The sequence below is a fragment of the Pseudoalteromonas sp. MB41 genome (assembly GCF_020966275.1).
GTDB lineage: Bacteria > Pseudomonadota > Gammaproteobacteria > Enterobacterales > Alteromonadaceae > Pseudoalteromonas > Pseudoalteromonas lipolytica.
The window spans coordinates 79,259-103,845 of sequence record NZ_JAJJZF010000005.1; the positions used below are offsets into that span (position 1 = coordinate 79,259).

The 24,587-nt window shown below is 41.5% G+C and carries 20 protein-coding genes; 12 read left to right on the forward strand and 8 right to left on the reverse strand.

The features are described 5' to 3' along the window. Nucleotides 1-183: 183 nt before the first annotated feature. A complete protein-coding gene (locus tag LPA49_RS07895) occupies nt 184-1,233 on the forward strand; it encodes a GGDEF domain-containing protein (protein ID WP_074989126.1) in 1,050 nt (349 codons plus the stop codon). Here the strand turns inward: LPA49_RS07895 and LPA49_RS07900 are convergent. Continuing rightward, nucleotides 1,230-2,180 carry a LysR family transcriptional regulator gene (locus LPA49_RS07900; RefSeq protein ID WP_036972798.1) on the reverse strand — a complete coding sequence of 317 codons (951 nt, stop codon included), beginning with the start codon at nt 2,178-2,180 and terminating at the stop codon, nt 1,230-1,232. The genes LPA49_RS07895 and LPA49_RS07900 overlap by 4 nt on opposite strands. Before the next feature lie 118 nt (nt 2,181-2,298). Here LPA49_RS07900 and LPA49_RS07905 point away from each other — a divergent pair, with 118 nt between their 5' ends. The 7 genes from LPA49_RS07905 to ppiC all read left to right on the forward strand — a co-directional run bounded on the left by LPA49_RS07905 (nt 2,299) and on the right by ppiC (nt 10,487). Then, nucleotides 2,299-3,465: an efflux RND transporter periplasmic adaptor subunit gene (locus LPA49_RS07905; protein WP_230236316.1), complete on the forward strand. Its 1,167-nt coding sequence runs from the start codon at nt 2,299-2,301 to the stop codon at nt 3,463-3,465. A gap of 6 nt (nt 3,466-3,471) precedes the next feature. Next, a complete protein-coding gene (locus tag LPA49_RS07910; protein ID WP_199524932.1) occupies nt 3,472-6,618 on the forward strand; it encodes an efflux RND transporter permease subunit in 3,147 nt (1,048 codons plus the stop codon). Then, entirely contained in the window at nt 6,611-8,017 is a 1,407-nt protein-coding gene (locus LPA49_RS07915) for a TolC family protein (RefSeq protein WP_065979129.1), read from the forward strand. The genes LPA49_RS07910 and LPA49_RS07915 overlap by 8 nt, the downstream gene beginning before the upstream one ends. 13 nt (nt 8,018-8,030) lie before the next feature. Beyond that, nucleotides 8,031-9,053 (forward strand): zinc-binding dehydrogenase, encoded by a 1,023-nt coding sequence (locus tag LPA49_RS07920; protein ID WP_036972794.1) that lies wholly within the window; start codon nt 8,031-8,033, stop codon nt 9,051-9,053. Nucleotides 9,054-9,055: 2 nt separating this feature from the next. Next, nucleotides 9,056-9,454 carry a thiol-disulfide oxidoreductase DCC family protein gene (locus LPA49_RS07925; RefSeq protein ID WP_036972792.1) on the forward strand — a complete coding sequence of 133 codons (399 nt, stop codon included), beginning with the start codon at nt 9,056-9,058 and terminating at the stop codon, nt 9,452-9,454. A 112-nt stretch (nt 9,455-9,566) separates the two neighbouring features. Then, nucleotides 9,567-10,145 (forward strand): lysoplasmalogenase, encoded by a 579-nt coding sequence (locus tag LPA49_RS07930; protein ID WP_162898069.1) that lies wholly within the window; start codon nt 9,567-9,569, stop codon nt 10,143-10,145. Nucleotides 10,146-10,208: 63 nt separating this feature from the next. Then, nucleotides 10,209-10,487 carry a peptidylprolyl isomerase PpiC gene (gene ppiC / locus LPA49_RS07935; RefSeq protein WP_065979131.1) on the forward strand — a complete coding sequence of 93 codons (279 nt, stop codon included), beginning with the start codon at nt 10,209-10,211 and terminating at the stop codon, nt 10,485-10,487. 176 nt (nt 10,488-10,663) lie between these two features. Here ppiC and LPA49_RS07940 read toward each other — a convergent pair whose 3' ends face one another. The 3 genes from LPA49_RS07940 to LPA49_RS07950 form a co-directional block, all read right to left on the reverse strand. After that, complete coding sequence (locus LPA49_RS07940) at nt 10,664-11,080, reverse strand: hypothetical protein (RefSeq protein WP_230236318.1); 417 nt, start codon at nt 11,078-11,080, stop codon at nt 10,664-10,666. Nucleotides 11,081-11,502: 422 nt separating this feature from the next. Continuing rightward, nucleotides 11,503-12,909, reverse strand: coding sequence for a YfcC family protein (locus LPA49_RS07945; RefSeq protein WP_036972786.1), 1,407 nt, complete (start codon nt 12,907-12,909; stop codon nt 11,503-11,505). Between the two features lie 161 nt (nt 12,910-13,070). Then, nucleotides 13,071-14,291 carry a Xaa-Pro peptidase family protein gene (locus LPA49_RS07950; protein ID WP_230236320.1) on the reverse strand — a complete coding sequence of 407 codons (1,221 nt, stop codon included), beginning with the start codon at nt 14,289-14,291 and terminating at the stop codon, nt 13,071-13,073. 126 nt (nt 14,292-14,417) lie between these two features. Between LPA49_RS07950 and LPA49_RS07955 the strand changes: the two genes are divergently transcribed. Next, nucleotides 14,418-15,500, forward strand: a complete 1,083-nt coding sequence (locus LPA49_RS07955) for a Xaa-Pro peptidase family protein (RefSeq protein WP_305954735.1) — start codon at nt 14,418-14,420, stop codon at nt 15,498-15,500. Between the two features lie 4 nt (nt 15,501-15,504). On the opposite strand, the gene LPA49_RS07960 is transcribed toward LPA49_RS07955, so the two are convergent. Beyond that, on the reverse strand, nt 15,505-16,113 hold the full coding sequence (locus tag LPA49_RS07960) for a flavin reductase family protein (protein ID WP_065979136.1): 609 nt from the start codon (nt 16,111-16,113) through the stop codon (nt 15,505-15,507). 11 nt (nt 16,114-16,124) lie between these two features. Next, the gene (locus tag LPA49_RS07965; protein ID WP_182396597.1) at nt 16,125-16,871 is read right to left on the reverse strand and encodes an SDR family NAD(P)-dependent oxidoreductase; all 747 of its coding nucleotides are present in this window, start codon (nt 16,869-16,871) and stop codon (nt 16,125-16,127) included. A 424-nt stretch (nt 16,872-17,295) separates the two neighbouring features. Here LPA49_RS07965 and ppc point away from each other — a divergent pair, with 424 nt between their 5' ends. Then, nucleotides 17,296-19,941, forward strand: a complete 2,646-nt coding sequence (gene ppc / locus LPA49_RS07970; RefSeq protein WP_036972780.1) for a phosphoenolpyruvate carboxylase — start codon at nt 17,296-17,298, stop codon at nt 19,939-19,941. On the opposite strand, the gene LPA49_RS07975 is transcribed toward ppc, so the two are convergent. Continuing rightward, complete coding sequence (locus LPA49_RS07975) at nt 19,942-21,978, reverse strand: ATP-binding protein (RefSeq protein WP_065979138.1); 2,037 nt, start codon at nt 21,976-21,978, stop codon at nt 19,942-19,944. 346 nt (nt 21,979-22,324) lie between these two features. On the opposite strand from LPA49_RS07975, the gene LPA49_RS07980 reads away from it, so the two are divergent. Both LPA49_RS07980 and cdd read left to right on the forward strand, forming a co-directional pair. Further along, on the forward strand, nt 22,325-22,693 hold the full coding sequence (locus tag LPA49_RS07980; protein WP_036972778.1) for a hypothetical protein: 369 nt from the start codon (nt 22,325-22,327) through the stop codon (nt 22,691-22,693). A gap of 155 nt (nt 22,694-22,848) precedes the next feature. Further along, on the forward strand, nt 22,849-23,781 hold the full coding sequence (gene cdd / locus LPA49_RS07985; RefSeq protein ID WP_065979139.1) for a cytidine deaminase: 933 nt from the start codon (nt 22,849-22,851) through the stop codon (nt 23,779-23,781). Here the strand turns inward: cdd and udp are convergent. Continuing rightward, complete coding sequence (gene udp / locus LPA49_RS07990; RefSeq protein WP_065979140.1) at nt 23,770-24,525, reverse strand: uridine phosphorylase; 756 nt, start codon at nt 24,523-24,525, stop codon at nt 23,770-23,772. The genes cdd and udp overlap by 12 nt on opposite strands. Between the last annotated feature and the right edge of the window lie 62 nt (nt 24,526-24,587).

Here is a 24,587-nt window from a genome sequence, read left to right on the forward strand (position 1 = left end):
TGAACTGAATATTTAAGCCGGTTCTGTTATTAGCGTGTGCTACTAATCCAAAGAGATACTGTGTAGTAATAATAGGGATGTAGTGTAAAGAGCTTACCTTAACGCTGTTCACTGTTAATAAAATGTTCCTAATTAATTTGTTTCACGCTAAAATCAAGTAATCATAACAAAGCGAGAAACTTGATGGATATTGGTGCGCTGAGAGGCACTCAGGCTTTACGAAATAACGTTCTTAAATGGATGAGCTTTTGTTTGGGCGTACTTGCAACAATATTCGCTTTTTATAATTTACTCTATAACGACTTTGCTGTGCTTGGCATACTCGAAGTTTTCTTTGCCGTTTTTTGTTTCCACACCTATTTTTACACACGACAACACTATGGCCATCTGTGGCAATCGCTCACTCTGTGCGTTTTTTTGAGTCTGCTTGTTGTTATTGGTACGCATTTTGGTGATATTAAAAACCTGCTATTTATTTGGACGTGCGCTCTGCCCATTTTGTATTATTTGTTATTAGGCAAGCGATATGGGCTATTTTTCTCGTTTGGAATAGCCATCATCCAAGGCATTACTTTACTCAGTAAAGAGACCTTAGTACCGTTAAACTCTGTTAATTCGTTACTCAACCTCTCGTTTGTCTATATCAGCATTTGGGCTGTGTCGCACAGTTTTGAAAATAGCCGTGCAGAATATGGAAAGCGTCTTGAAAATTTAGCCTTGTTAGACCCTCTCACAGGGGCTGGCAATCGACTCGCAATGACTCATTATTTCGAAGTTGAGCTGACTCATAAAAATGGTTTGTTTATGTTAATGCTCGACCTTGATTACTTTAAAAAAATTAATGATCAGTACGGTCATGAAGTAGGCGATAGAGTGTTAATAGAGGTCACCAGTTTCTTTAGGCAACGGCTTAATAAAGGCTATGTGTTTCGTATTGGTGGCGAAGAATTTGCTATCTTTTTACCTGCAAGTGACCCACAGAGTGCGTTTGAATTTGCGGATATGTTGCGTGAGCAATTAGCCACAATTGACTACCAAATAGATGAGCACACAATTAATGTAACCATTAGCATTGGTGTTGCGTGTTATATGCCAAAGCAAACCCTTAAAAACTTTATCAAACGGGCTGATGACGCCTTATATCAGGCAAAACAGCAAGGACGTAATCGTGTTGTTACAGCCTATGAGTTAAATATTTCTCAACTGTTTTGCGATACAGATAAAGCAAGCTAAGTACTTTTTTGATACATGGCATCGTAATTAGGGATATTTGCTTCCCAAATGGGGATATCTTTACCTATGTATTCACGCATAGCATCAAAAAATAAGCGTGTTCTGACTGGCAGGTCTCTGTGTGGATACACAGCATACACCGCACTGTAATCAAGTAATTCAATGTTGGTCAAAATAGGCACTAAATCACCTCGCTTTACTTCATTTTCAAGTATAAAGGCAGGAGCGAGCACATACGCGTTTCCTGAAATAGCCTTCATAAGAAGTACTTCTGCGTCATTAGCCCTGAAAACACTTTTAATATTTTGCTCGATAATATCGCCATTAGCATTGCGATAACGAATACCACTTATACGCTTACTCGGACTGGTGTAGCTGGCTGCTGGCAGTTCTTTTAAATCTTCTACAGATGTTGGCATACCGTAGGTTTCAATAAACTCAGGCGAGGCTAAGAGCAACATCCGGTTACGTGCAATTTTACGCGCGATGAACGAGGAGTCTTTTGGTTCGCCAACACGAAACGCGAGATCGTAACCCTCAGACACTAAATCAATTAATCTGTCGTCTAGACGAAGTTCCACTTCTACTTGCGGAAAACGTTTTTGAAAGTCGTTAATAACCGGTTGAATGTAGCGTTTGCCAAGAATACTTGAGGAAGTGATTTTAAGGGTTCCTCGCGGTTCTTGGTGATAGTTTTCAGCTAGTCGCACTGTTTCATTTAAGAGATCTCTGAGTTCAGCGGCTTTTTTGATCATTTCAGCCCCTGCTGCAGTTAATGAAAACGAGCGCGTGGTTCTATTAAGCAAGCGAACACCTAACTCGTCTTCGAGGCGGCTAATTTGTTTAGAGATAACTGAGCGGTCGATGTTTCTCGATTCAGCGGCTTTTGCAAACGAGCCTCGTTCTATTACCTCAAGTAGCATTAACAGGCGGCTGGTGGTATCCATAGCAGTTCCTAAAACATTATTGATGCCATTTTGGCATTAAAGAATTTAGAAATCTATCATTTTTGTCATCTAATTAGTGCCGTAACATTGTCTCCAATCTATAAACAGGAGAGTCGTGATGAACAAATCTATTCTTGCAGTGGCAGTGGCCATTGCGAGCTTAACGCTTGCAGGGTGTGGCACAGAAGCCAACCAAACAGCGCAGCAACAGCATTTACAACCTATTGATGTAGCACAAGTACTCGTTAAGCCAGTACAAAATTGGCACACCTATACAACACGTTTAGAAGCACCGCAAGAAGTTGCGCTCATGCCACGTGTTTCGGGTGTGATCGATAAAATTAACTTTAAAGAAGGTGACAGCGTTAAAGAAGGCGATTTGCTTTTCACGCTTGATGCACGCCCTTTTGCTGCGGTGGTTGATAGCTTAAAAGCGCAAATTGAAAGCGCCAAGGCAGCACTTGAGCAAGCTAAAAGTGAAGCAAAACGAGCTGAGCGCTTAACAGAACGAAAAGCTATTTCAATTGAGCAAGCAGAGTCTCGTAAATCAACCCTTAGACAACGCGAAGCGCAATTGTTAGCTCTTCAGGCTGAACTGAGTGCAGCTAAGCTTGATTTAGCATTTACCCAAGTTCGTTCACCCATTGATGGCGTAGTATCGCGGGCAAATATCACCAAAGGTAACAACGTACTTGCCGGTCAAAGTGTGTTAACACGCATTGTTTCAAACCAGCAAATGTATGCTTACTTTGATATTGATGAGCGTACGTGGAATCAGTCATTTGCTGATGTTACAGCGCAAAGCGAACAAGCGGTCGTGATGCAAAAAGTGGGCGAAACGAGCTTTAACTTTTATGGCAAAATTAATTTCATTGATAATCAAATTAACGAAACTACCGGTACTCTTCGCGTTCGTGCCGTGTTTGAAAACGATGAGCAACAACTGCGTGCGGGGTCATTTGCTCGTATTAAGCTTGCAGCCAATAAAGTAAGCGAAAAAGTTATCGTGCCAGAGCGCGCAATTGGTACAGATTTAAAGAACCGTTTTGTACTCACTGTGGGTGAAGGCAATGTTCTTGAATATAAATTAGTGACGGTGGGCGAGCGTTACGGCAGCCTACGCGCGATTACATCAGGCTTAAATGAAAGTGATGTGATAGCCGTCAATGGCCCTGCTCGTGTAGGTCCTGGTATGCCTATCTCACCAAACACCATCACCATTAACAGCGACGGAATAGCATTCACTCTTTCCAGTACAAATTCAGACTTGGTCGCAAAACAGTAGGGCAAAATGAAATTTTCACACTTTTTTATTCAGCGACCCATCTTTGCTGCGATGCTGTCGCTTATCTTTCTTATCGCAGGGGCCATCTCTTTATTTCAATTGCCAGTCAGTGAGTATCCAGAAGTGGTGCCGCCAACGGTTGTTGTGACGGCAAGTTACCCGGGTGCAAACCCAACGGTGATTGCTGAAACAGTGGCGACTCCGCTTGAGCAAGAAATCAATGGTACCGAAAACATGTTGTATATGTTTTCGCAAGCAACCAGTGATGGCCGCATGACACTAACGGTAACGTTTGCGTTAGGTACTGATTTAGACCGTGCACAAGTACAAGTGCAAAATCGTGTAAATAGTGCACTACCGCGATTACCACAAGAAGTTCAGCGTTTAGGTGTCGTAGCCGAAAAATCATCACCCGATTTAACCATGGTGGTGCATTTATACTCGCCTGAAAAAACGCACGATACGACCTACTTAGCAAACTATGCTGACTTGTATATCAAAGACCAAATTGCACGTCTTCCGGGAGTGGGTGACGTACGTATGTTCGGTGGTGGCCAATACTCGATGCGCGTTTGGCTAAATCCAGATGCGCTATCGGCACGCGAATTAACGGCAATGGATGTAGTAAATGCATTGCGTGCGCAAAACCAACAGGTTGCTGCGGGTAGCTTGGGTGCACAACCTACGTCGAAAAGTAACCAATTCCAAATTCTAATGAATGTAAAAGGGCGCTTAAGCTCACAAGAAGAATTTGAAAATGTGATCATTAAAGTCGGTGAACAAGGTCAGCTTACACGCCTAAGTGATGTTGCACGCCTTGAGCTTGGCCAAGACACGTATGCACTAAGAGCGATGCTAGATGGTCAACCAGCCCTTGCTATGCCCGTATTCCAACGCCCCGGTTCTAATGCGATTGAGCTTTCTGATCAAGTGCGTGAAACCATGAAGGTGTTAGCTAAAGACTTTCCATCAGGAGTAGAATACGACATTGTTTATGACCCCACTATTTTCGTACGCGGCTCGATTGATGCTGTAATTAAAACGCTTTTAGAAGCAATCGCGTTAGTTGTTATTGTTGTGGTGGTGTTTTTACAAACATGGCGTGCATCGGTTATCCCACTGATTGCTGTGCCAGTATCTTTGATTGGTACGTTTGCGGTAATGCAATGGTTAGGCGTATCTATTAATACCTTATCGTTATTTGGGCTCGTACTCGCAATTGGTATTGTTGTCGATGATGCCATTGTTGTGGTTGAAAACGTTGAACGAAATATCGAACAGGGCTTATCACCACTAGAAGCAACTCGTGTTGCGATGACAGAAGTAACCGGGCCAATTATCGCTATTGCGTTAGTATTGTGCGCGGTATTTATTCCTACGGCTTTTATTACTGGTTTATCGGGTCAGTTTTATAAGCAATTTGCACTCACTATTACTATTTCAACGGTTATCTCAGCATTTAACTCGTTAACATTATCGCCTGCGTTATCGGCGTTATTATTAAAAGGCCATGATGCAAAACCAGACCGTTTAACTAAGTTATTAAACCGCCTATTTGGCAACTGGCTATTTAAACCCTTTAACCGCGTGTTTGATAAAGGCGCCAATGGCTACGAAAAACTCGTGCAAAAGCTTATTCGTATGAGTGTGATTGTATTAGTTGCTTATGTTGCGCTTGTTGGTGGCACCGTTAAATTGTTTGATGCTGTTCCGGGTGGCTTTATTCCACAGCAAGACAAGCAATATTTAGTGGCTGTTGCACAGTTACCTGATGCGGCAAGCTTAGACAGAACCCAAGAAGTCGTGCAAGAAATGGAAAAAATTGCACTACAAGTCCCCGGTGTTGCAAACACTGTGTCGTTTCCTGGTTTATCTGTAAATGGTTTCACCAATAGCCCAAATAGCGGCATTGTGTTTACTCCGCTTGCACCTTTTGAAGAGCGTCAAGACCCGAGTATGTCTGCAATGGCGATAGCGGCGCAGTTAAATCAAAAATTTGCCGCTATTGATGAAGCGTTTGTCGCGGTGTTCCCGCCACCGCCAATTCAAGGTTTAGGGACTACTGGCGGCTTTAAACTGCAAATTGAAGACCGTGCTAACAAAGGCTTTGAAGCACTCTTTAACAGTTTACAAGCAACCATTACTAAAGCGCAGCAAGACCCTGCATTAATGGGACTTTACTCTAGCTTTAGAATTCAAGTGCCACAAATGGATATCGACATTGACCGAGAGCAAGCGCTTATTCAAGGCATTCCTCTTGATGAAGTATTTAATGCCTTACAAGTCTATTTAGGTTCTGTGTATGTGAATGACTTTAACTTGTTTGGTCGTACTTATCAGGTAAATGCGCAAGCTGATGCTGATTACCGTCAAGATCCAGAGCAAATTTTGAATCTAAAAGTACGTAACCGTATGGGTGAGATGGTGCCATTAGGTTCTGTATTAACGGTCACACCAACAACAGGCCCAGATCGTGTGATGCACTATAACGGTTATCCTACAGCTGAACTAAATGGTAGCCCAGCACCAGGTTATAGCTCAGGCCAAGCACAGCAAGCTATTGAAGCAATCCTTGCAGACACACTCCCCAATGGGATTGAGTTTGAATGGACAGAAGTAACCTATCAGCAAATATTAGCGGGTAACACCATGGTGTATGTTTTCCCACTTGTTGTATTGCTTGTGTTCATGGTACTTGCGGCGCAATACGAGAGCTTGAGATTACCACTTGCTATTATTCTGATTGTGCCTATGACTATTTTCTCGGCCTTGTTAGGTGTGTGGTTTGTGGGTGATGACAACAATATCTTCACACAAATCGCACTAATCGTACTGGTTGCGCTAGCAAGTAAAAACGCCATTTTAATGGTTGAGTTTGCACGAGATCAGCATAAAACGGGAATGTCTCATCTTGAAGCCATTATTAAAGCGTGTCGCTTACGACTTCGCCCAATTCTAATGACATCAATTGCTTTTACGGCAGGTGTTGTACCTCTTGTTCTTGCCACTGGTGCAGGTGCTGAGATGCGTCACGCTATGGGGAACGCGGTATTCTCAGGCATGATTGGTGTAACCGTGTTTGGCTTATTGTTTACCCCGGTGTTTTATATGTTAGTAACGAAAAAATCGCAGAAGGAGCAACACGATGCATAAGCCTTTTGATGTAATCATTAAAAAAGGCAAACTTGTAAGTGCAATGCTGTTAGCCGGTGTATTGGCAGGCTGCGCACAAAGCGTAGACATACAAGAGCAGCAAGTTAGCCTGACACAATTTGTCAGTGATACACAAATTGGTGCACAAAACGAAGGTGCGAGCGAGAATAACTGGTGGCGTCGTTTAGATTCAGCGCAGTTAGACAATTTAGTGACTGATGCATTAGCAATGAATCACGACTTAAAAACCAGCCAACTTCAACTTGATGCAGCCATAGCTCGTTTAGGTGCAGCCCGTGCGGATTATTATCCGCAGGGCAGCTTAAGCGTAATCGCACAACGCAGTAGCTTAGATGGCGCTATTACGCGCCAATCAAACGCGGGTGTTAATGTAAATTGGCAGCTTGACTTATTTGGTCGAATTACAGCTTTAGTGGATGCTGCGAATGCTGGCGCACTAAATCAAGCCGAGCAGTTAAGGGCATTGCAGGTTGAAGTGGTTTCAGCGGTAGTGCAAGGCTATGTAAGCTATCAAGGTAATGTGCAAAAACAAGCGATTATTGAGATGCAAATCGAGGCGTTAGAGCAAAGTATTGATGTGCTGAGAGCAAGAGTTGAAGAGGGCGTTGCCAATGAGTTGGACCTTAATCGTACCCTTGCTCAGTTAAAGCAGCAACAAGCGCTTATTCCTGAGCTTAGTTACTTGCAATATCGCGACTTAGCAACCCTTGCGGTGCTAACTGGCCGACTTGCAAGCGACATAACGCTGATTGAAGAGTCTGAATTATTGAGCCGCGATTTTAGCGTGTCGTTTTATAAAGCGAGTGAAGCAATGGCACTCAGACCGGATATTACCAGTGCCTTGTATCAGTTCAGTCAAGCTTATTCACTCAGTGTGGCAGCCTCTAAAGCGCTTCTGCCTGATATTAGCCTAGCAGGGTTTGCAGGTGTGGTGAGTTTAACCAGTAATGGTTTAGACGATACCGTGCAACAATGGCAAGTGACGCCAAAAGTTGAATGGTCATTACTCAGCTATCCTGCATTATTGGCTCAACGAGACGCACAGCAATTTTTAAGCGAAGCGGCTTACAGCGACTATCAAAGTAAAGTACTAAAAGCGATAAGCGAAAGTGAACTTACCTTGCAACGCTTAGTCAAACAACAGCAACAACTTGATTTTGCTAATCAGCGTTTTAATTATGCGAATAAAGCATTTGAACAAGCTCACGCTATGTATGAAGAAGGACAAATTCCTTACTTAGAGTTGTTAGATGCGAGACAGGATGTTTTAATAGCGCAAGAAAATGCTGTTGATTCAACTATTGCATCTGTCCAGGCCAAGGTAAGCGCATATAACGTGTTTAACGGTCGTTGGAGCTTTGAACTTAACAATCTTTAACCCAGAGTATTAAATGTCACATATTCAACAAACTACAGATCTTCCGTCAACAATGCGCGCGCTAGCAGTGGTTGAGCCCAATGACGCTATTACGTTATCTGAGCTTTCTGTGCCAGTACCGAGTCCTGAAGGGAACGAACTTTTGATTAAAGTTGAATATGTGGGCTTAAACCATGTTGATGCTAATTTTGCAAAACAAGGTTTTTGTAAATGGCATTACCCGCATGTATTAGGCCATGATGCTGTTGGGGTGGTTGTTCAGGCAAATAAAGGTGTATTCCCTGGTGTTGGTGCACGCGTTGTATGGCACGCCAGTCTTGGCGACCAAGGTGTGTTATCTGAATACACAACGGTGCCAAACTATGCTGTATCGGTTGTGCCAGATAACGTATCACCTGCAGACGCTGCAACCTTACCTTGTTCAGGTATGACGGCATTAATTGCCCTTGATAAGTTGCAGCTGAGCGAAGGGGATTCACTGTTTATTGATGCTGGTGCTGGCGGAGTTGGCCAATTTGCTATTCAATTTGCTAAGCAACGTGGTGCAACGGTGTTTACCACCGCCAGCAAACACAATCATAAGTTACTTAAGCAATTAGGTGCAGATGTCGTGTTTGATTATAAAGACCCTAAACTTGAAGATAAAATTCGTCGTGAACTAGGGCCGCAAGGCTTTGATGCTGTTCTTGATTGTATTGGTGGTGATACTACCATTCGTAACGTTGAACTAATGCGCTTTTGTGGCCATATTGCATGCTTAAACGAACTCCCGAAATTCGAACAAGAACTGATGTTCAGACGCGCACCTAATATTGGTATTGTGTCGCTTGGTGGGGCTTGGCTTGCTAATAGCTTATGTGCACAGCAAAAGTTAAGTTTTATGGGCAATTTATTACTCGATAATGCAGCGCGTGGTGAGATAAAACTGCCACAAATCCATGCCGTTGACTTTAGTGCCCAAGCGGTTTCTGATGCACTGAATAAACAACTTGCTGGTGGCTTCACTGGGAAACAAGTTGTGCAAGTAAGCGGTTAAACTTGCATACTCACTGCCCAGTCATTTTGTTTGATGGTCAGTGTAATCTGTGCCATTTTTGTGTACGTTTTATTCTTCGCTTTGATAAACAGATAACCTTTAAGTTATGCCCAATGCAAAGCGATAAAGGTGAGCGTTTATTAAAAGCGCATGAAGTTAAAGATCCTCTTTCCTCAATGTTAGTGATTGATAAAAACCAGCTATATAAACAAAGTGATGCTGTGTTATTTATCGCAAATGAATTAGGGTTTCCATTCTCAATTGCTAAAGTGTTTTATCTGCTCCCAAAGGGCTTTCGCGATCATATTTATGATTGGGTAGGTCGTAATCGCTATCGTATTTTTGGTAAACAAACTCAGTGTAAGTTACTGAGCGAAAAACAAAAGCAGCATTTTTTATAAACATTTAAAGTAAAGCTTGCTATTCTCATTATTGGGAACAAACAAAAATAATAAGAATATGAACATTCTCTTTCTAATCCTTTGCACGTTTTACATTGCTTTACTGCTATTTATGCCTGCATTATCTCAACCCTCTATGGCGGTATTTAAAGCATTGCCTATCGGTGTGTTGATTGTGATGGTGTTAAAAGCACGCAATCAGATACAAAATCGCATTTTGATCACGCTATTATTAGCACTTAGCTTTTCGACACTAGGTGATGTGCTACTAGCCCTTGATACAGGGCAGCTTTTTATAGGCGGTTTAGCGGCATTCTTTGTAAGTCACGCTTTTTATATCATTACCATGTTACCAATTAAACACTGGCGAATAGAAGTCGTATTACTTTATCTCTTTTTTGCAATCATCGTTTTTTGCTTATTCTATCCAAACCTGAATGACATACTCATTCCCGTGCTTTTTTATATGTTGGTGCTCACCATAATGGCAAGCCTTACTTGGATGACGGATAAATCGAACGGTTTTTTAGTCTTAGGTGGGGCAGTGTTTGTTGTATCAGACTCTATTCTTGGCCTTAATCGTTTTTATTTTGAAATTGTGCATGCAGATATCGCAATCATGTGTAGTTATTATTTAGCGCAATTTTGTTTGATTAAAGGGTTCTTACCGGCAATAAGCAAACAGAAATAGCCGCAGTGGCTCAGTTTAGTTTGTCGTGATAAAATATCTGCGTTTTAATTTTCGAGATACCCCATGGCCAATACAGCACATGCATTGCATATTTTAGTTAAACATAAAGAGCAAGCTGAAGATATCATTAAGCAACTTAAAAAAGGGGCTAAGTTCCAGACCCTCGCTAAAAAATATTCAACGTGTCCGTCAGGTAAAAAAGGCGGGGATTTAGGCGAATTTAGACGCGGGCAAATGGTACCGCAGTTTGACAAAATTGCATTTAGCGGCGAGATCCTTGAACCGCATTTAGTGAAAACCCGCTTTGGTTGGCATGTAATTAAAGTGCTATACAGAACCTAAAGTTTAAAGCCTTAGCATTTAAATCATTATTGGACAAAAACACGTTAGAGTATTTATTCGGTAACGCTGCAATAACCGGCTTGTGTGAAGTGGCGATTTTTTGCTTTTTTTGAAAAAATAGACGCTTTACCCAAGTCCGAGTTAATTGCCTTGTTAGGCTCTCGGATCATAAACTATTATTTTTTAATTTTGTTGAGCTCACTAGCAATTATTTTTTCTACTTTATTAAGTATTGTTTTCTCTTGAGATAACCAAAGTTGTGGGGCTATATAACCCAAGATAATTGAGACTCCTAAAAGACGCGCAATAGCATTGGCTTCACTATCTATCATTCCAACAAAGTACAAGCTAAGAATAAGACCAGCACCAGCCGATAAGATCAAATGGCCTAACAACCACTCAACAGCGGACATTAGCTGGCCAAAACTAGCCCATGTTGGTTCTTTAGCTTTTCCGCTTTCGTCAAAAGAAATAAAATGCTCATAATTTCTCGCTTTAGATAAAAACCTTAACCACTCACCAAAAGCGGCAGCTATGGGGCACCAGAAAGTTAGCAATTTATCTACATCTGTAAATCCAAATCCTTCGATCATAGTTAATCCTTAGGGCCTAACATGTTTATAGCGAGCGAATCGCGCGTTTTTCTACCACAGCGTCGCTCGCTTTTCTGAATGACTCATTTGTAACAAACTTCTTAACTAATTGCCATTACTACTAAAATGCAGTAGTTCTAGCTTTTGTCTCAGGACAAAAACAAGCGATTGGGTCGTTTTCCTGACTATGCAAGCAATATACTTTGACGAAATAGAAAAGCAATTTTGAACGGCCGAAGTTCGCTTTTTTGAGTAATTCGCCTAAACACGTCTTGGGGCAGAAGCGAGTTGCGGCTTATGGTCAGGTTTTGGCACAGGCTTGTCCTTTGACTCCAACTCCATTTTATCCAAAAATGTGTTGTTACAAAGAACTCAAAACATGTAAAAAAAGCGCCTAGGGCGCTTTTTTAATATCAACTAGCTTAATTTAGTGTGGGTTGCACATCTAGCCCATAACCAAACATAACTGCGATTACCAGTACTATTGATGCGGCAGCCATTAGTTTGATAAGCAGTGGTAAACAGAATCTAAACCAATGGCCGTAGGGTACGCCAGCCATACCTAAAATACCCATAAGTACGGCATTGGTAGGAATGATCATATTTGAGAACCCATCACCAAATTGGTAAGCAAGTACTGCAACTTGACGTGGCACACCGACTAAATCTCCTAGTGGTGCCATTAGTGGCATCGTGACATAAGCTTGACCAGAACCTGATGGAATAAATGTATTTAATACAGTTTGAATCACTAACATGCCAATCGCTGATATTTCGGCAGATACATAAGACAACGGTAACGACATGCCATGCACTAAACTATGCAGAATCTGACCATCCTCTAAAATCAGCGCAATACCCCTTGCAACACCAATCAAAATTGCGGTTGTTACTAGGTCTGACACCCCCTCAATAAATTTATTGGCCGCTTCATCAGCAGATAACTTGCCTAAAATGGCTACAACGACACCCCATGCGATAAAAACACCACCTAGCTCATATAAATACCATCCTTTTGATGCGATACCCCAAACAGCAATCGCAAGGGTAATAATAAAGCTGCCTAAAATAAGTTTATGGCGAAGAGCAAGTGTTGGGTAACTTGCAGCCGTTTGATTTTCAAGCGGGCAAGGTACACCTATCATCATCGACTTAGACGGATCATTGGCCACCATTTTGGTGTATTTCCAAACATGATGAAAACCGATAAGAACAAATGGAATGAAGATGGCTAAACGTAACCATAGGCCAGAGTAAACAGGAATACCTGCAATTTGTTGCGCTATTAATACGGTGAAGGGGTTAAATGCCGATACACCATACCCAATACCATAGCCTGCGACTATCATACCGACTGCGGTCATCGCATCGAGGCGCATTGCTTTACAAAGCGCAACTAAAATAATAACAAACGGGATGTACTCACCTGCAGTACCAATACTGCTCGATGCAAGTGCAAAGCAAAATACCACCATAAATATTAAACGCTGTGGTTTTTCACCGTGGCGCTCAAGTAAGCGACCGATTAGTGCATCAACAGTACCTGTTGCGCGCGCTATGGCTAATACACCCCCGACGATTAATACAAAGAAAATTACATCTTGTGCCGCTGCAAAAGCGCGAGGAATTGCTTGTAATAAATCCCAAGGAGTTAAATAGTGACGTTCTGATACTGTTTGATAAGTACCCGCAACGACCATTTCTCGGCCTGAGTCACTGAGTGTTGTGCTGAAGAAACCCTGTGGTACGAGCCATGTTGCGATTAAAGCAATGACCATCATACTGAGTAGTAAAATTAGCGTGTGGGGAACTTTAAAATGCAAACCCATTTATTCTCCATAATATTTTTATAGGTAAAATTCTTGAAATAATACCATGGCTTAGACAAAAAAGGTGACCGAAAAGTAAGCGTATTGTGAACTAATGTAATATGTGAAGCGCATAAAGACAGGGAAAGAGGCAGGCCACAATACAGTGGCCTGAATAAAACTTATTTACCTAAGCCAAACGGGTCATCAATGCTTTGTGCCGGTTCTGTAAACCAACATGGGCCCGATTCTGTCATGTAAAAGTGATCTTCTAATCGAATACCAAATTCGTCAGGAACAACAATCATTGGCTCGTTACTAAAGCACATACCCTTAGCAAGTTTAGTTGTATTACCCCCAACTAAATAAGGCCATTCATGAATATCTAAACCAATGCCATGACCTGTTCTGTGAGGACATCCCGGTGTTTGATAGTCTGGGCCCATACCATTAGCTGCGAGATATTGCCGTGCAGCATCATCAACCGAGCCGCAACTAGCACCAATTTTAGCGGCGTTGAATGCAGCTAATTGTGCATTTTTTTCATGTTGCCAGAACTCACGTTGGCGTACAGTTGCATCTCCAAAGACATAAGTACGTGTAATATCAGATAAGTAATCATGTACTTTACAACCTGTATCAATCAACACCACATCCCCTTTTTTAAGGGTTTGTGGGTTCTTTACACCATGCGGGAAAGACGACGCTACACCAAATAATACAATGCAGAAATAGTTTCCTGGTGCGCCTACTTTTTGGTGTGCTTTTTTAATAAAGGCTTCGACTTCGGTGGTTGTTATCCCTTCGTAGAGCATACTTGCAGTGGCTTTATGAACTTCAAGAGTCATATCCATAGCACGTTGCATAAGAGCAAGCTCATTCGCTGATTTATGCATACGGCAATGCGCTGTAACACATTGGGCATTAATGATGTTGTAATGGCTGTTGGCTTTATTTATCCCATCATAAATAAAGAATTGCGCGCTTTCATCTATACCAATCGTAGCATTTTTATCGATACCCATTTCACACAGTACATCAACACACAATTGATACGGGTTTTCATGTTCTTGCCAGCCGCGTATTGGACCGTCAGTCACCATAAAATCATTTAAACTACCAATTTCAAAATAAGGGGCGATGTATTCAACATTGCCTTTCGCAGGTAAAATAGCGCCAACTAAACGTTCACTTGCATACCAACGCATTCCAGTAAAATAAGCAAGGTTGGTTCCTGCATTCAGATAAATTGCGTCTATATTATTGGCTTGCATATAGGCTTGCGCTGCGCTGATACGGGCTAAAAATTCATTACTTTGTATCGGGGTTAAATCTGTTGTCATATCTGATAAAGAAGCCAGAGCTTGCTCTGGTGACTGAATACCGATGCCATATGTTGTCATTGTTTACTCCTTGGTTTTTTCACATTGTGACCTGAGTGTGTAACGGGATGCAAATTCACTGCGACTAATCGCATCTAATTCGTTTTTAAATCGAATGCTGCTAGCATGCGCAAAAAATAAGGAGTGATGATGCAAGCAAACTACCTACAAAGACAAGCTGAATTTAAAGCCCGACTCGAACAGCAAGGCTATAGCGCCATGTTAGTTCTTGGTCATGAAAATATTCGTTACTTAAGTGGTTTTAGTGGCAATGCCGCCTACGCATTGATCACAAAGAACGACTGTATACTGATAACCGATTATCGCTACCATCAGCGTGCTATTGCAGAGACTTCGGGGTTTGATGTGGTGTGCCGCGACCGTGATACTGAAAGTCTTGGTGACTGCATCAACCGTCATTTAGCTGCTAAAAGTCATGTTGCTTTTGATGCAAGTTATATCACAGTAGCAGTATGGCAAGATGTAGAAAAAGCGCTAAGTAATCACACCTTAGCCCCGGTTACTGGTCTTATAGAACAGCAAAGACGTGTTAAAGATGCTTGGGAAGTTGAGCAGATTAAAGCGGCTGCAGCAATCGCGGATCAGGCTTTGGCAGAGACTTTACCTTACTTCAAAGAAGGGGTTACTGAGCGTGATTTAGCCTTAGAACTTGAATACCGAATGCAGAAGCTAGGATCCGAAGGCATGTCTTTTGCCACTATTATGCTATTTGCTGAACGAACAGCGCTGCCGCATGGTAATCCGTCTTCACAGGTGTTAAAACACGGCGACTTTATCACCCTTGATTTTGGGGCTGTGGTGAACGGATACCGCTCCGATATGACACGAAGCTATATACTAGGTGAGGCATCAGATAAACAAATATCGATTTACAAAGCTGTCGAAGAGGCGCAACAAGCATCACTTGCGCTTGTTAAGCCCGGTATCAACTGTTTGGCGTTAAATGCGGCATCACAGCAAGTATTAGATGATGCAGGATATGGAGAGTATGCAGGTAAAGGACTCGGGCATGGGCTAGGGCTTTTCTTACATGAAGTGCCTTTTATTAATACCTTGACTGATTACACCCTTGAGGTTGGTAATGTGATAACCATAGAACCTGGCATCTATATACCAGGTTATGGTGGGGTGCGTTTAGAAGACGATATCGTCGTTACTGACACAGGATACGAAGTATTAACGCACGCACCTAAGCCATTTATTATCTAAGCCACTATTTTTTAGCGTACGCTAAGCGGGCAAGTCGTTCAGTCGTGTGATAACTGTCGAGCCCGCTTACTGCGACGGTCTCTAACGATTCGATATCGACAAACCCATCGTTGTCTATACTGTGTTCATCAAGGTGAATAGCAGTAATTTCACCAATAATGAGTTCGGTGCCATTGATTTCAAGGTGGTGGTGCTCTTTTAACTCAACGCCATATTTAAGCCGGCTGTCTTTCACGTAAGGGGCTTTGAAGTCAGCGAGATATTCTGCTTCTAAACCCGTCGCAATAAACTCAGATTCCGCTTTATCATAGCGTGCAGATGTTTGGTGTGCCTGTTGATAAATTGTTTTATTAACGTGGTTAATCGTATAAAACCCCGTCTCTAAAATGTTTTCTAATGTATGTCTAGGCACAGAATGTGGACGGATTATCATGCCTACCAACGGCGGGTGTGCGCCTAAATGAAACACTGAGCTGACAATGGCTAAATTTGTATGCCCTTGATTATCTTGTGTGCCAATTAAATTAGCACTTTTGAACCCCGATAAACTATTAATGAAATGGGCTCGGTATCGACTGTCTAAATTTTCAATGGTGTTTTTTGAAAAGTACATAATTTTCCTTGTTACCAATCAATGGTTTTTCCCTGCCAATCAATGTAAGCAGGATTATCTAACTGAGATAAAAAATGAGTATCTGCAACAAACTTATAAAGCTGCTTAGCAACAAATTCTGGTGTAAAAAGCTTATCTGCTGGGACATTGGCTTGAAAAGGTTTAGATAAAGGTGTGTCTGTTGTACCAGGATGAAAGAGCACACAGTGGTTATGTTGAAAACGACGTTTGATCTCAATCGCAGCCGATTTAAACAGCATGTTAAGTGCAGCCTTTGAGGCACGATAACTGTACCAGCCACCCAGTTTATTATCAGAAATGCTGCCGACACGGGCACTCAGTGCACAGATAACACTCGGTGTTTTACGGTTAAGCAAAGGTACAAAAGCATTAACGCAAGCAATCGGTAATAATGCATTCGTTTTCATACTGTCGATGAAGTGTGCCTGCGATATGTCTGATAATTTACGCTCTGGAGCATGATCCGAATTATGCAACATGCCATTGAATATCACCAGTTGCGACAACGGGGTGTCGTAGCGTGCAAGCTCAGTTGCCACAGCTGCTAAACTGGCATCACTGTAATCAGTGATAAAGTGCTGATGGCGCACATTATGTTGAGTTGTGCTATTAAAACTATTGTCAAAATCACTTCTGCTCAGAGTCACAATGATGGCATCGGTTAATTCATTGTGTAGCTCATTAAAGTAGGCTTTTGCGATATCACTGCTTGCGCCAGATAAAATAATTAGTTGCATTTTTAGCTCGATTCTAAATTTTTTAAAAAATATTTTTTCTCGTTCAACATAAAAAAATCGCTTAAGAATGGGCCGTTTTTTATTCTTAAACTAAAAACGAAAGACATAATTCAACATCTAAAAGCTTTACCAACTGTTTTTTGAACACGCCTTTATTTACACGGATTTTGCCTAAAATATTGGTAAGTCCATTTTACCAATTGAATGGATAAAATATGGTTTGTTAAGGCTAAGCTGCATAATTATTACGCTTTTATGTTTATATATTGGTTATTCTTTTTTACGAACATGTTAGAAAATTCGATCTATTAAATTGACGCTGACAATGATATTAATAGAAAGGATCAGTATTTTGTAGGCGTTTTGCTTAGCAAAATACTGTGCAGTAAGTACTTTCAACTTAGTAAAAGAAAGGAGTATGAGAATGAGTGAACAATACGCTGCACTTCGCGGTAATGTTAGCATGCTTGGACAAATGTTGGGTCAAACGATTAAAGATGCACAAGGACAAGCCATTTTAGATAAAGTAGAAGAAATTCGCGCTTTATCTAAATCGTCACGTAGTGGTAATGAAGCCGACAGACAGGCCCTTATTGATGTACTACACGCTCTCACAGACGAAGAACTATTACCGGTTGCACGCTCATTTAATCATTTTTTGAACCTTGCTAATGTTGCCGAACAATTTCATACTGTGTCACGCTTTAATGATGTTGGCTTTTGCCAACTTAATCCTCTCACTCAAACATTAAAAGCGTTAGCAACTGCGGCAAATCAAGGCCACATTGATATTAATCATTTAGCCGAAACTCTCTCAAAACTCCACATTAATTTAGTGCTCACCGCGCACCCTACAGAGGTGACGCGTCGTACTATGATTAACAAACACGTTGAGTTAAGTGATTGCTTAGCGTCATTAGAGCGCAAAGACAATCTACCTACAGAGCGTGCAGAACTTCTTAACCGTATAGAGCAGCTAATAAGCCAAGCATGGCATACGGATGATATTCGACGTTCACGCCCGACCCCTATTGATGAAGCAAAATGGGGCTTTGCCGTGATCGAAAACAGTCTATGGCATGCTGTGCCACGTTTTCTGCGTGAATTTACTGATGAGGTTAAATCTGAACTCGATTTAAGCTTACCAATTGATTACAGCCCGATAGAGTTTACATCGTGGATGGGCGGCGACCGTGACGGAAACCCATTTGTCACCGCTGAAGTGACGCAACAAGTGCTTGACCACGGTCGTTGGATGGCTCTCGATTTATATTCTCGTGATATTGAAACCCTGAGTAACGAACTATCAATGTCAGATGCAAGTGATGAGCTCATTGCGCTGGCAGGTCAAGAATTCGAACCATACCGTGCGGTGCTGAAAAACTTAAAAAATCAGATTGCTGAAACAGTTACGCACCTTGGTGCAAAAATTAAGCGTAAACGTACAGATTCTGAGGATTTAATTACCGACATAGCACAAATAAAACATCCCATTGAAGTGTGTTATCGCTCGTTAATTAAAACCAACATGCGAGTGGTTGCTGACGGTTTATTACTTGATGTGTTACGACGCATAAATAGCTTTGGTTTACGCCTAGCTAAGCTAGATGTACGTCAAGATTCGTCGCGCCACAGTGATGTGTTTTCTGAGTTAACACGCTATTTGGGCTTGGGCGATTATCACCAATGGCAAGAGGACGATAAGCAAGCTTTCTTACTTGCTGAGTTAAATTCGCGCAGACCGCTTATTCCTAAGCATTGGAAACCGAGTCCCGATGTTCAAGAAGTGCTAGATACCTTTGATGTTATTGCTGCACAAGATGCGCACACCTTCGGTTTATATATCATTTCTATGGCACGGACTGCGTCTGATGTATTAGCTGTGCAACTGCTTCTAAAAGAAAGTGGTTGTAAGTTTAAATTACCCGTGGCTCCTTTATTTGAAACGTTGGATGACTTAAATGCGGGTAAAGATGTTATCGAGTGCCTACTTGATAACACTTGGTATCGTGGTCATATACAAAACCAACAAAATGTCATGATTGGCTATTCAGATTCTGCGAAAGATGCGGGCATGATGGCTGCTGGCTGGGCACAGTACGAAGCCATGGATAAACTTGTTCAACTTGCTGAGCAACGTGGCATTGAGTTGGTATTGTTCCATGGACGAGGTGGCACCGTGGGACGCGGAGGCGCTCCTGCGGCGCAAGCACTGCGTTCTCAACCACCGGGTTCATTAAAAGGGGGACTGCGTGTTACTGAACAAGGCGAGATGATCCGCTTTAAGTTTGGTCTGCCTGCCGTTGCGCTACAAAGTCTTAATATTTATGCTGGTGCAGTGCTTGAAAGTAATTTGTTACCGCCTCCTGAGCCTAAGAGTGAATGGCGTGATGTGATGCAGCTTATTAGCGCCGAGTCATGTGAGCATTACCGCGATGTGGTTCGTCATGATGAAAACTTTGTTCCCTATTTTAGAATGGCGACGCCAGAGCAAGAGCTTTCAAAATTGCCATTGGGTTCACGCCCTGCGAAACGAAACCCACATGGCGGGGTAGAAAGTTTGCGTGCAATCCCATGGATTTTTGCATGGAGCCAAAACCGCCTAATGTTACCGGCTTGGCTTGGCGCATTAAGAGGTTTACAAGCTGCACTAGATAAGTACGGTATTGAAACCTTGCATGAAATGAGTTTGCAATGGCCATTTTTCCGTGCGCGTTTAGAAATGCTAGAAATGGTATTTAGTAAGGCGGATAGCTGGTTAAGCGCACACTATGATGATGCGTTAGTGACAGATCAATATAAACCGCTCGGTGTGAAGTTACGCCAAGAACTTAATGAAGCAATTGAATTGGTTCAATCATTGAGTCCACAAAAAAGTTTACTTGCTGATCAACCGTGGATCAAAGAGTCTATTGCTTTGCGTAACCCGTACACCGATCCTCTCAACTTGTTACAAGTCGAATTACTACGTCGCTCGCGTGAAGCAGATGCTAGTTCAGCGGGTGATATTGATAATGCACTCATGATCACCATGACAGGGATTGCTGCGGGTATGCGTAATACCGGTTAATCACTCTTCATCTACTAATCGTACGTCGATTGGTAAGGTAATTATAAACCGTGCGCCGTGATCAGATGACTCGGCGCATATTTTGCCTTTTAAGTTATACTGCACTGCGTTAAAAACAACATTTAAACCCAGCCCCAAATGCTGGCTACCCATATTGGATGTGTAAAAGGGGGTGAAAATTTCTTTAAGAATTCCATCTTTAATTCCTACGCCGTTATCTTGATAGATAATATCAACACACTGCGCATTCTGCTTAATTACAATGTCTACTTTGCCTTCATCACGGTCAATAAACCCATGTTCGCAGGAGTTAATCACCAGTGTTTTTAAAACATCACCTAAAATAGAGGGGTAAGACATAATCGTGACATCATCACCACTCACTTCGTAATAAATATGTTTTCCTAGATAGATACTCAGCGGTTCTAATCGGTCGTGCATATACTCAAGAAGCACAATATTTGACATCGGTTTATCAAGATTAATAGAGACATTGAGCGATTTAAATTCTTCAACAATGCTGGCGAGTCGATTAACACTACTGATCACCAACTCTTTTGCACTGCTGGTATCATTTATAAACTCGTGGAAATGCTTGCTGGTTAAATTCCGGTTTTCAAACTTATCAGATAAGCCCGTTAAGTATTTATCTATTAGCGAGCTGGCTGTCACAATGGTGCCTATCGGGGTATTTAATTGATGCGCCATGCCTGAGACTAATGACGTAAGCGACGCTATTTTTTCGATTTCTATAAGATGGCTTTGTGTATCGTGGAGGCGTTTGAGCGTGGCTGCGAGTTTATGTTTTTGTCTGTTAATACTTCGTATGGCTATAAATGAGCCGATAATAATCAAGAATAGACACATCGAGATGGCAATTGTTAAATCTTGGAATGCTTTTGCTTTGGTTGCTTTTATTTGCTCTGTTTTGGTTAGTTCAGAAATTCTCACTTCTTTTGCAGCTAAATCAGCTTCGGCTAAGGCTTTGGTTAAATTAACACTTGCCTGACGTTTCAAAGCGACCGTTTGTATGTCGTTGTACTGTTTATAAGCTATCAGTGCATTTTGATAATTGCCTTGTTTTTCATAGAGACTTGCCGTGAATTTTGCGACTTCTAGCTGTGTTTCAAAATGCGTATATTTATCAGAATCGAGATCGATTGATGTGATCAAACTAATTGCGTGTTCAATTTTACCTTGTGCTTCATATGTCGCTGTAAGCGCTAAAATAGCACTCATGTATTCACTGCTTACATCATGCTCTTTTATTAAATCAACGGCGTTTAATAACACGTTTTCAGAGGCTTCTAAGTCACCTAGCAGTCGAAGAATTTTGCCTTTCAGGACTAAACTTATACTCTGGTGTGTGATGTAGTCATGCTTTTCTTGCAAAATGAGTAGCGCATCTAAAACTGCCATCGCTTCATCGTATTTTTTAAGCCCAACCAGTGCGGTCGCAATATTCATTGATGCAAACGATTCGTTGAGTGTTTGATTATTTGTTTGTGCGTAGAGTTTGTAATTTTCGAATGTGGTTAATGCTTCTTTAAAGCGTTCTAATTCTAAGTAGATAAGCGCTATATTGTTTTCGACTTGATAAACAAGAAGTTGATTTCGTTGTCTCGCAAAGGGAATTGCATCGTTATAGTAGTTGAGGGCTTCTTCGTAAAGGCCAAGTCGTGAATAGATTCCACCAGAAAGGTTGTAATACCCATACATTAAACTCTTTTCACTCAGTCGAGAGACCATGCTTTTGTATTCTACCACTGACTGCATCGCATCTTCGAACTGATTGTTTTCAAATAAAAACCAGGTTTTGTAGTTGGTAATCATAACTCTTTGTTCGAGTGAAAAGTCATCTGTTTCGAGTAAAGAGTTGACTAAATTGAGCCCTTCGGTTGGGGAGTGTGCGTAGCTTTCCCTGATTGTATTGCGTATTTTTTCAAACTCATCTGCTGTTTTAACGTTAGCTTGACCCGCAACGGGGAAGCTAAACACCAGCAGACTAAACAAAAATGTAATGAGTACTCTGGCCATGCATGAACTCAATAGATAAAAAATAAAGTATTAATACCAGAATAGTTCATACGTTCGATTTCGTTCAGGTACAAACTGTATATTTTATTAGTAATGTGAATTATCAGAAAAAACGTATTGTTGGTTAGGAAAAATTACAGGTATCTAACAAGTAAACACAACGTGAAATATCGCTACAGATATTTAATTATTATCTAGCACTAAATTATTATTTACTTGTCTGGTCTGACCTATTTTATTGCTAGGTGTTGACTCAGTTGTAGATATCAATAAAATAGCGCGGCTTTCTCATTCAGCCTAGATTAAGCCCATTTAAAAATTACCCACAGACTTTTAGAGTAACTTTATGACCAATGTGTCTACTTGCATCACATATGATGCATCGACGTCGCTTGTAATGATGACGTTAAGAGGGATGGCAAGTGCACAGGATGTGATAAATTTTTACCAAATAGCCCATCAATACTCTTTATTGTATGGATCAGATAAAATTTTGGTCGATGTATCCGAGTTAACCCATAACTTTGAGCCTGCAGACTTATTTACCATTATGCCCGTTGTTGCAAACACTTTAAAGCGAGCTGTAATCGCAATTGTGGTCAGTTTTGATGGGTTTATGCATGACCTGTTTGTGCAAAAGGCCAAGCGTTATAACGTGCATGCAGAAAATTTCGAATGTTTTCAAACAGCAAAAAATTGGCTTATAGAACAGTAATCTCAAAATGTGACATACACACCTGGTTCTACTTTAAAGCTGCAGATAATTAGCCTATTAAATCGGGACATAATTGAGCTTTGCACGCCTTAGAGTCTAGTAATTACGGGCATAACCTTTTACACTGTATAGCCAATTAATAATTATAATTTGTTATGACAGCAAGTAGTAAAGAACTGAGCCAAGAAGCGCTAAATTTAGCGTCATTTAGTTTTTCTTTAGAGCAAAAAACAGCGCTTTTTACTCAGTTAAAGCAGCAGCGCGGTATTCTATTTCAGCGCGATATTATTGCTCTGTGTAATGAGCATAAACTCACAGAAACACAGTTACTTAAAGCGTGTGTACCCGTTGCGAGTTTATTTTCTGTTGCGCCTATATCGCAATTTTATGTCGGTGCAATTGCACTGGGTATTAATCAGCAAGGCGAAACTCAGTTCTATTTTGGTGCGAATGTTGAGTTCACCCATCAAGCATTAAGTTTAGTTGTTCATGCAGAGCAGTCAGCGATAAATAATGCCTGGCTAAATGGGGCAAAATCAGTCATTAAAATTGCAATTAGTGATGCGCCGTGTGGTTATTGCCGCCAGTTCATGAATGAGCTAGATACAGCCGATTCGCTTGAGATACTCCTACCAGAAAAGCACTTTAGTTTGCATGACTTACTGCCTAATGCGTTTGGTCCTAAAGACTTAGGTAATGAAATAAGTCTTATGTCGCAGTCAGCGAGTACGCATCAATTTTCAGGTATTAGTAACGCGTGTGATGCAACACTCATTAAAACAGCATTAAATGCCTACGTGCCTTATACGGGGAATTTTAGCGCCGTTAAAATTAGTACGTATCACGATGGTGATTTTTATGGCAGTTACGCAGAAAATGCGGCATATAGCCCCAGTTTGTCACCTTTACAAAGTGCGTTGAGCCAGTTTTACCTTAGCGGATTAAGTTTTGACGATCAGACGGTTAAGTCAATCACTTTACTTGAGACAGAGGGCGCGAAAAATCAATTAGAGGTGGCGAAAGCAGTGCTGGCAAGCTTTGAAAACCCACCAGCATTTGAATACATTACAGCGGCTTTAATTAAGTAATAGTTTGGCCGCTTCAATGACGACGGCGACCGACTTTTTCTCGATCTCGCCGTGGTCTACATTAGGGATTTCTTGCTTAGTTCTATTTACTAATACCCCAGCTACACAGGCTGCTCTGAGGCCTAAAGCAGCACACATAGTAAAGAGTGTTGCCGATTCCATTTCATAATTCATGACACCAAGTTTTTGCCACTCTTCACAACTACCTTGCAAAGCACGTGGTACATAACCTGAATAGGTATCGTAGCGTTCTTGCCCAGGATAAAATGTATCACTCGATGCCGTAATACCAATATGATAATTGATGGCTAAGTTATCGCAGGCATTAACCATTGCTCGTGTGGCAAAAAAATCAGAAACCGCAGGGTAACTTAACGGGGCAAAGTGTTGGCTTGCTCCATCTAAACGCACAGACGCTTGGCTAATTAAAATGTCACCTTCGTTAATATGTGGTTGAATGGCTCCGGTTGTCCCAATGCGTAAAAAAGTATCAACACCCAGTTGTGCTAATTCTTCTACAGCGATTGATGTCGAAGGTCCACCAATGCCAGTCGAACATACCACAACGCTGTGGCCATTTAGTTCACCACGATAAACATGAAATTCACGGGTTTTTGCTAAGCATTCAGGGTTATCAAGAAAGGTTGAAATACGCGCTGAGCGGTCAGGATCGCCCGGAACGATTGCCAGAGTGGCACCTTTTAAGTCGTCACGTGAGAGTCCTAAGTGAAATACCTTTTCCATTTTTGAACCTTATTTTTATCTAAAGCGTAATACTTAAATAATCTGCTTGTAAAGTACAGGAC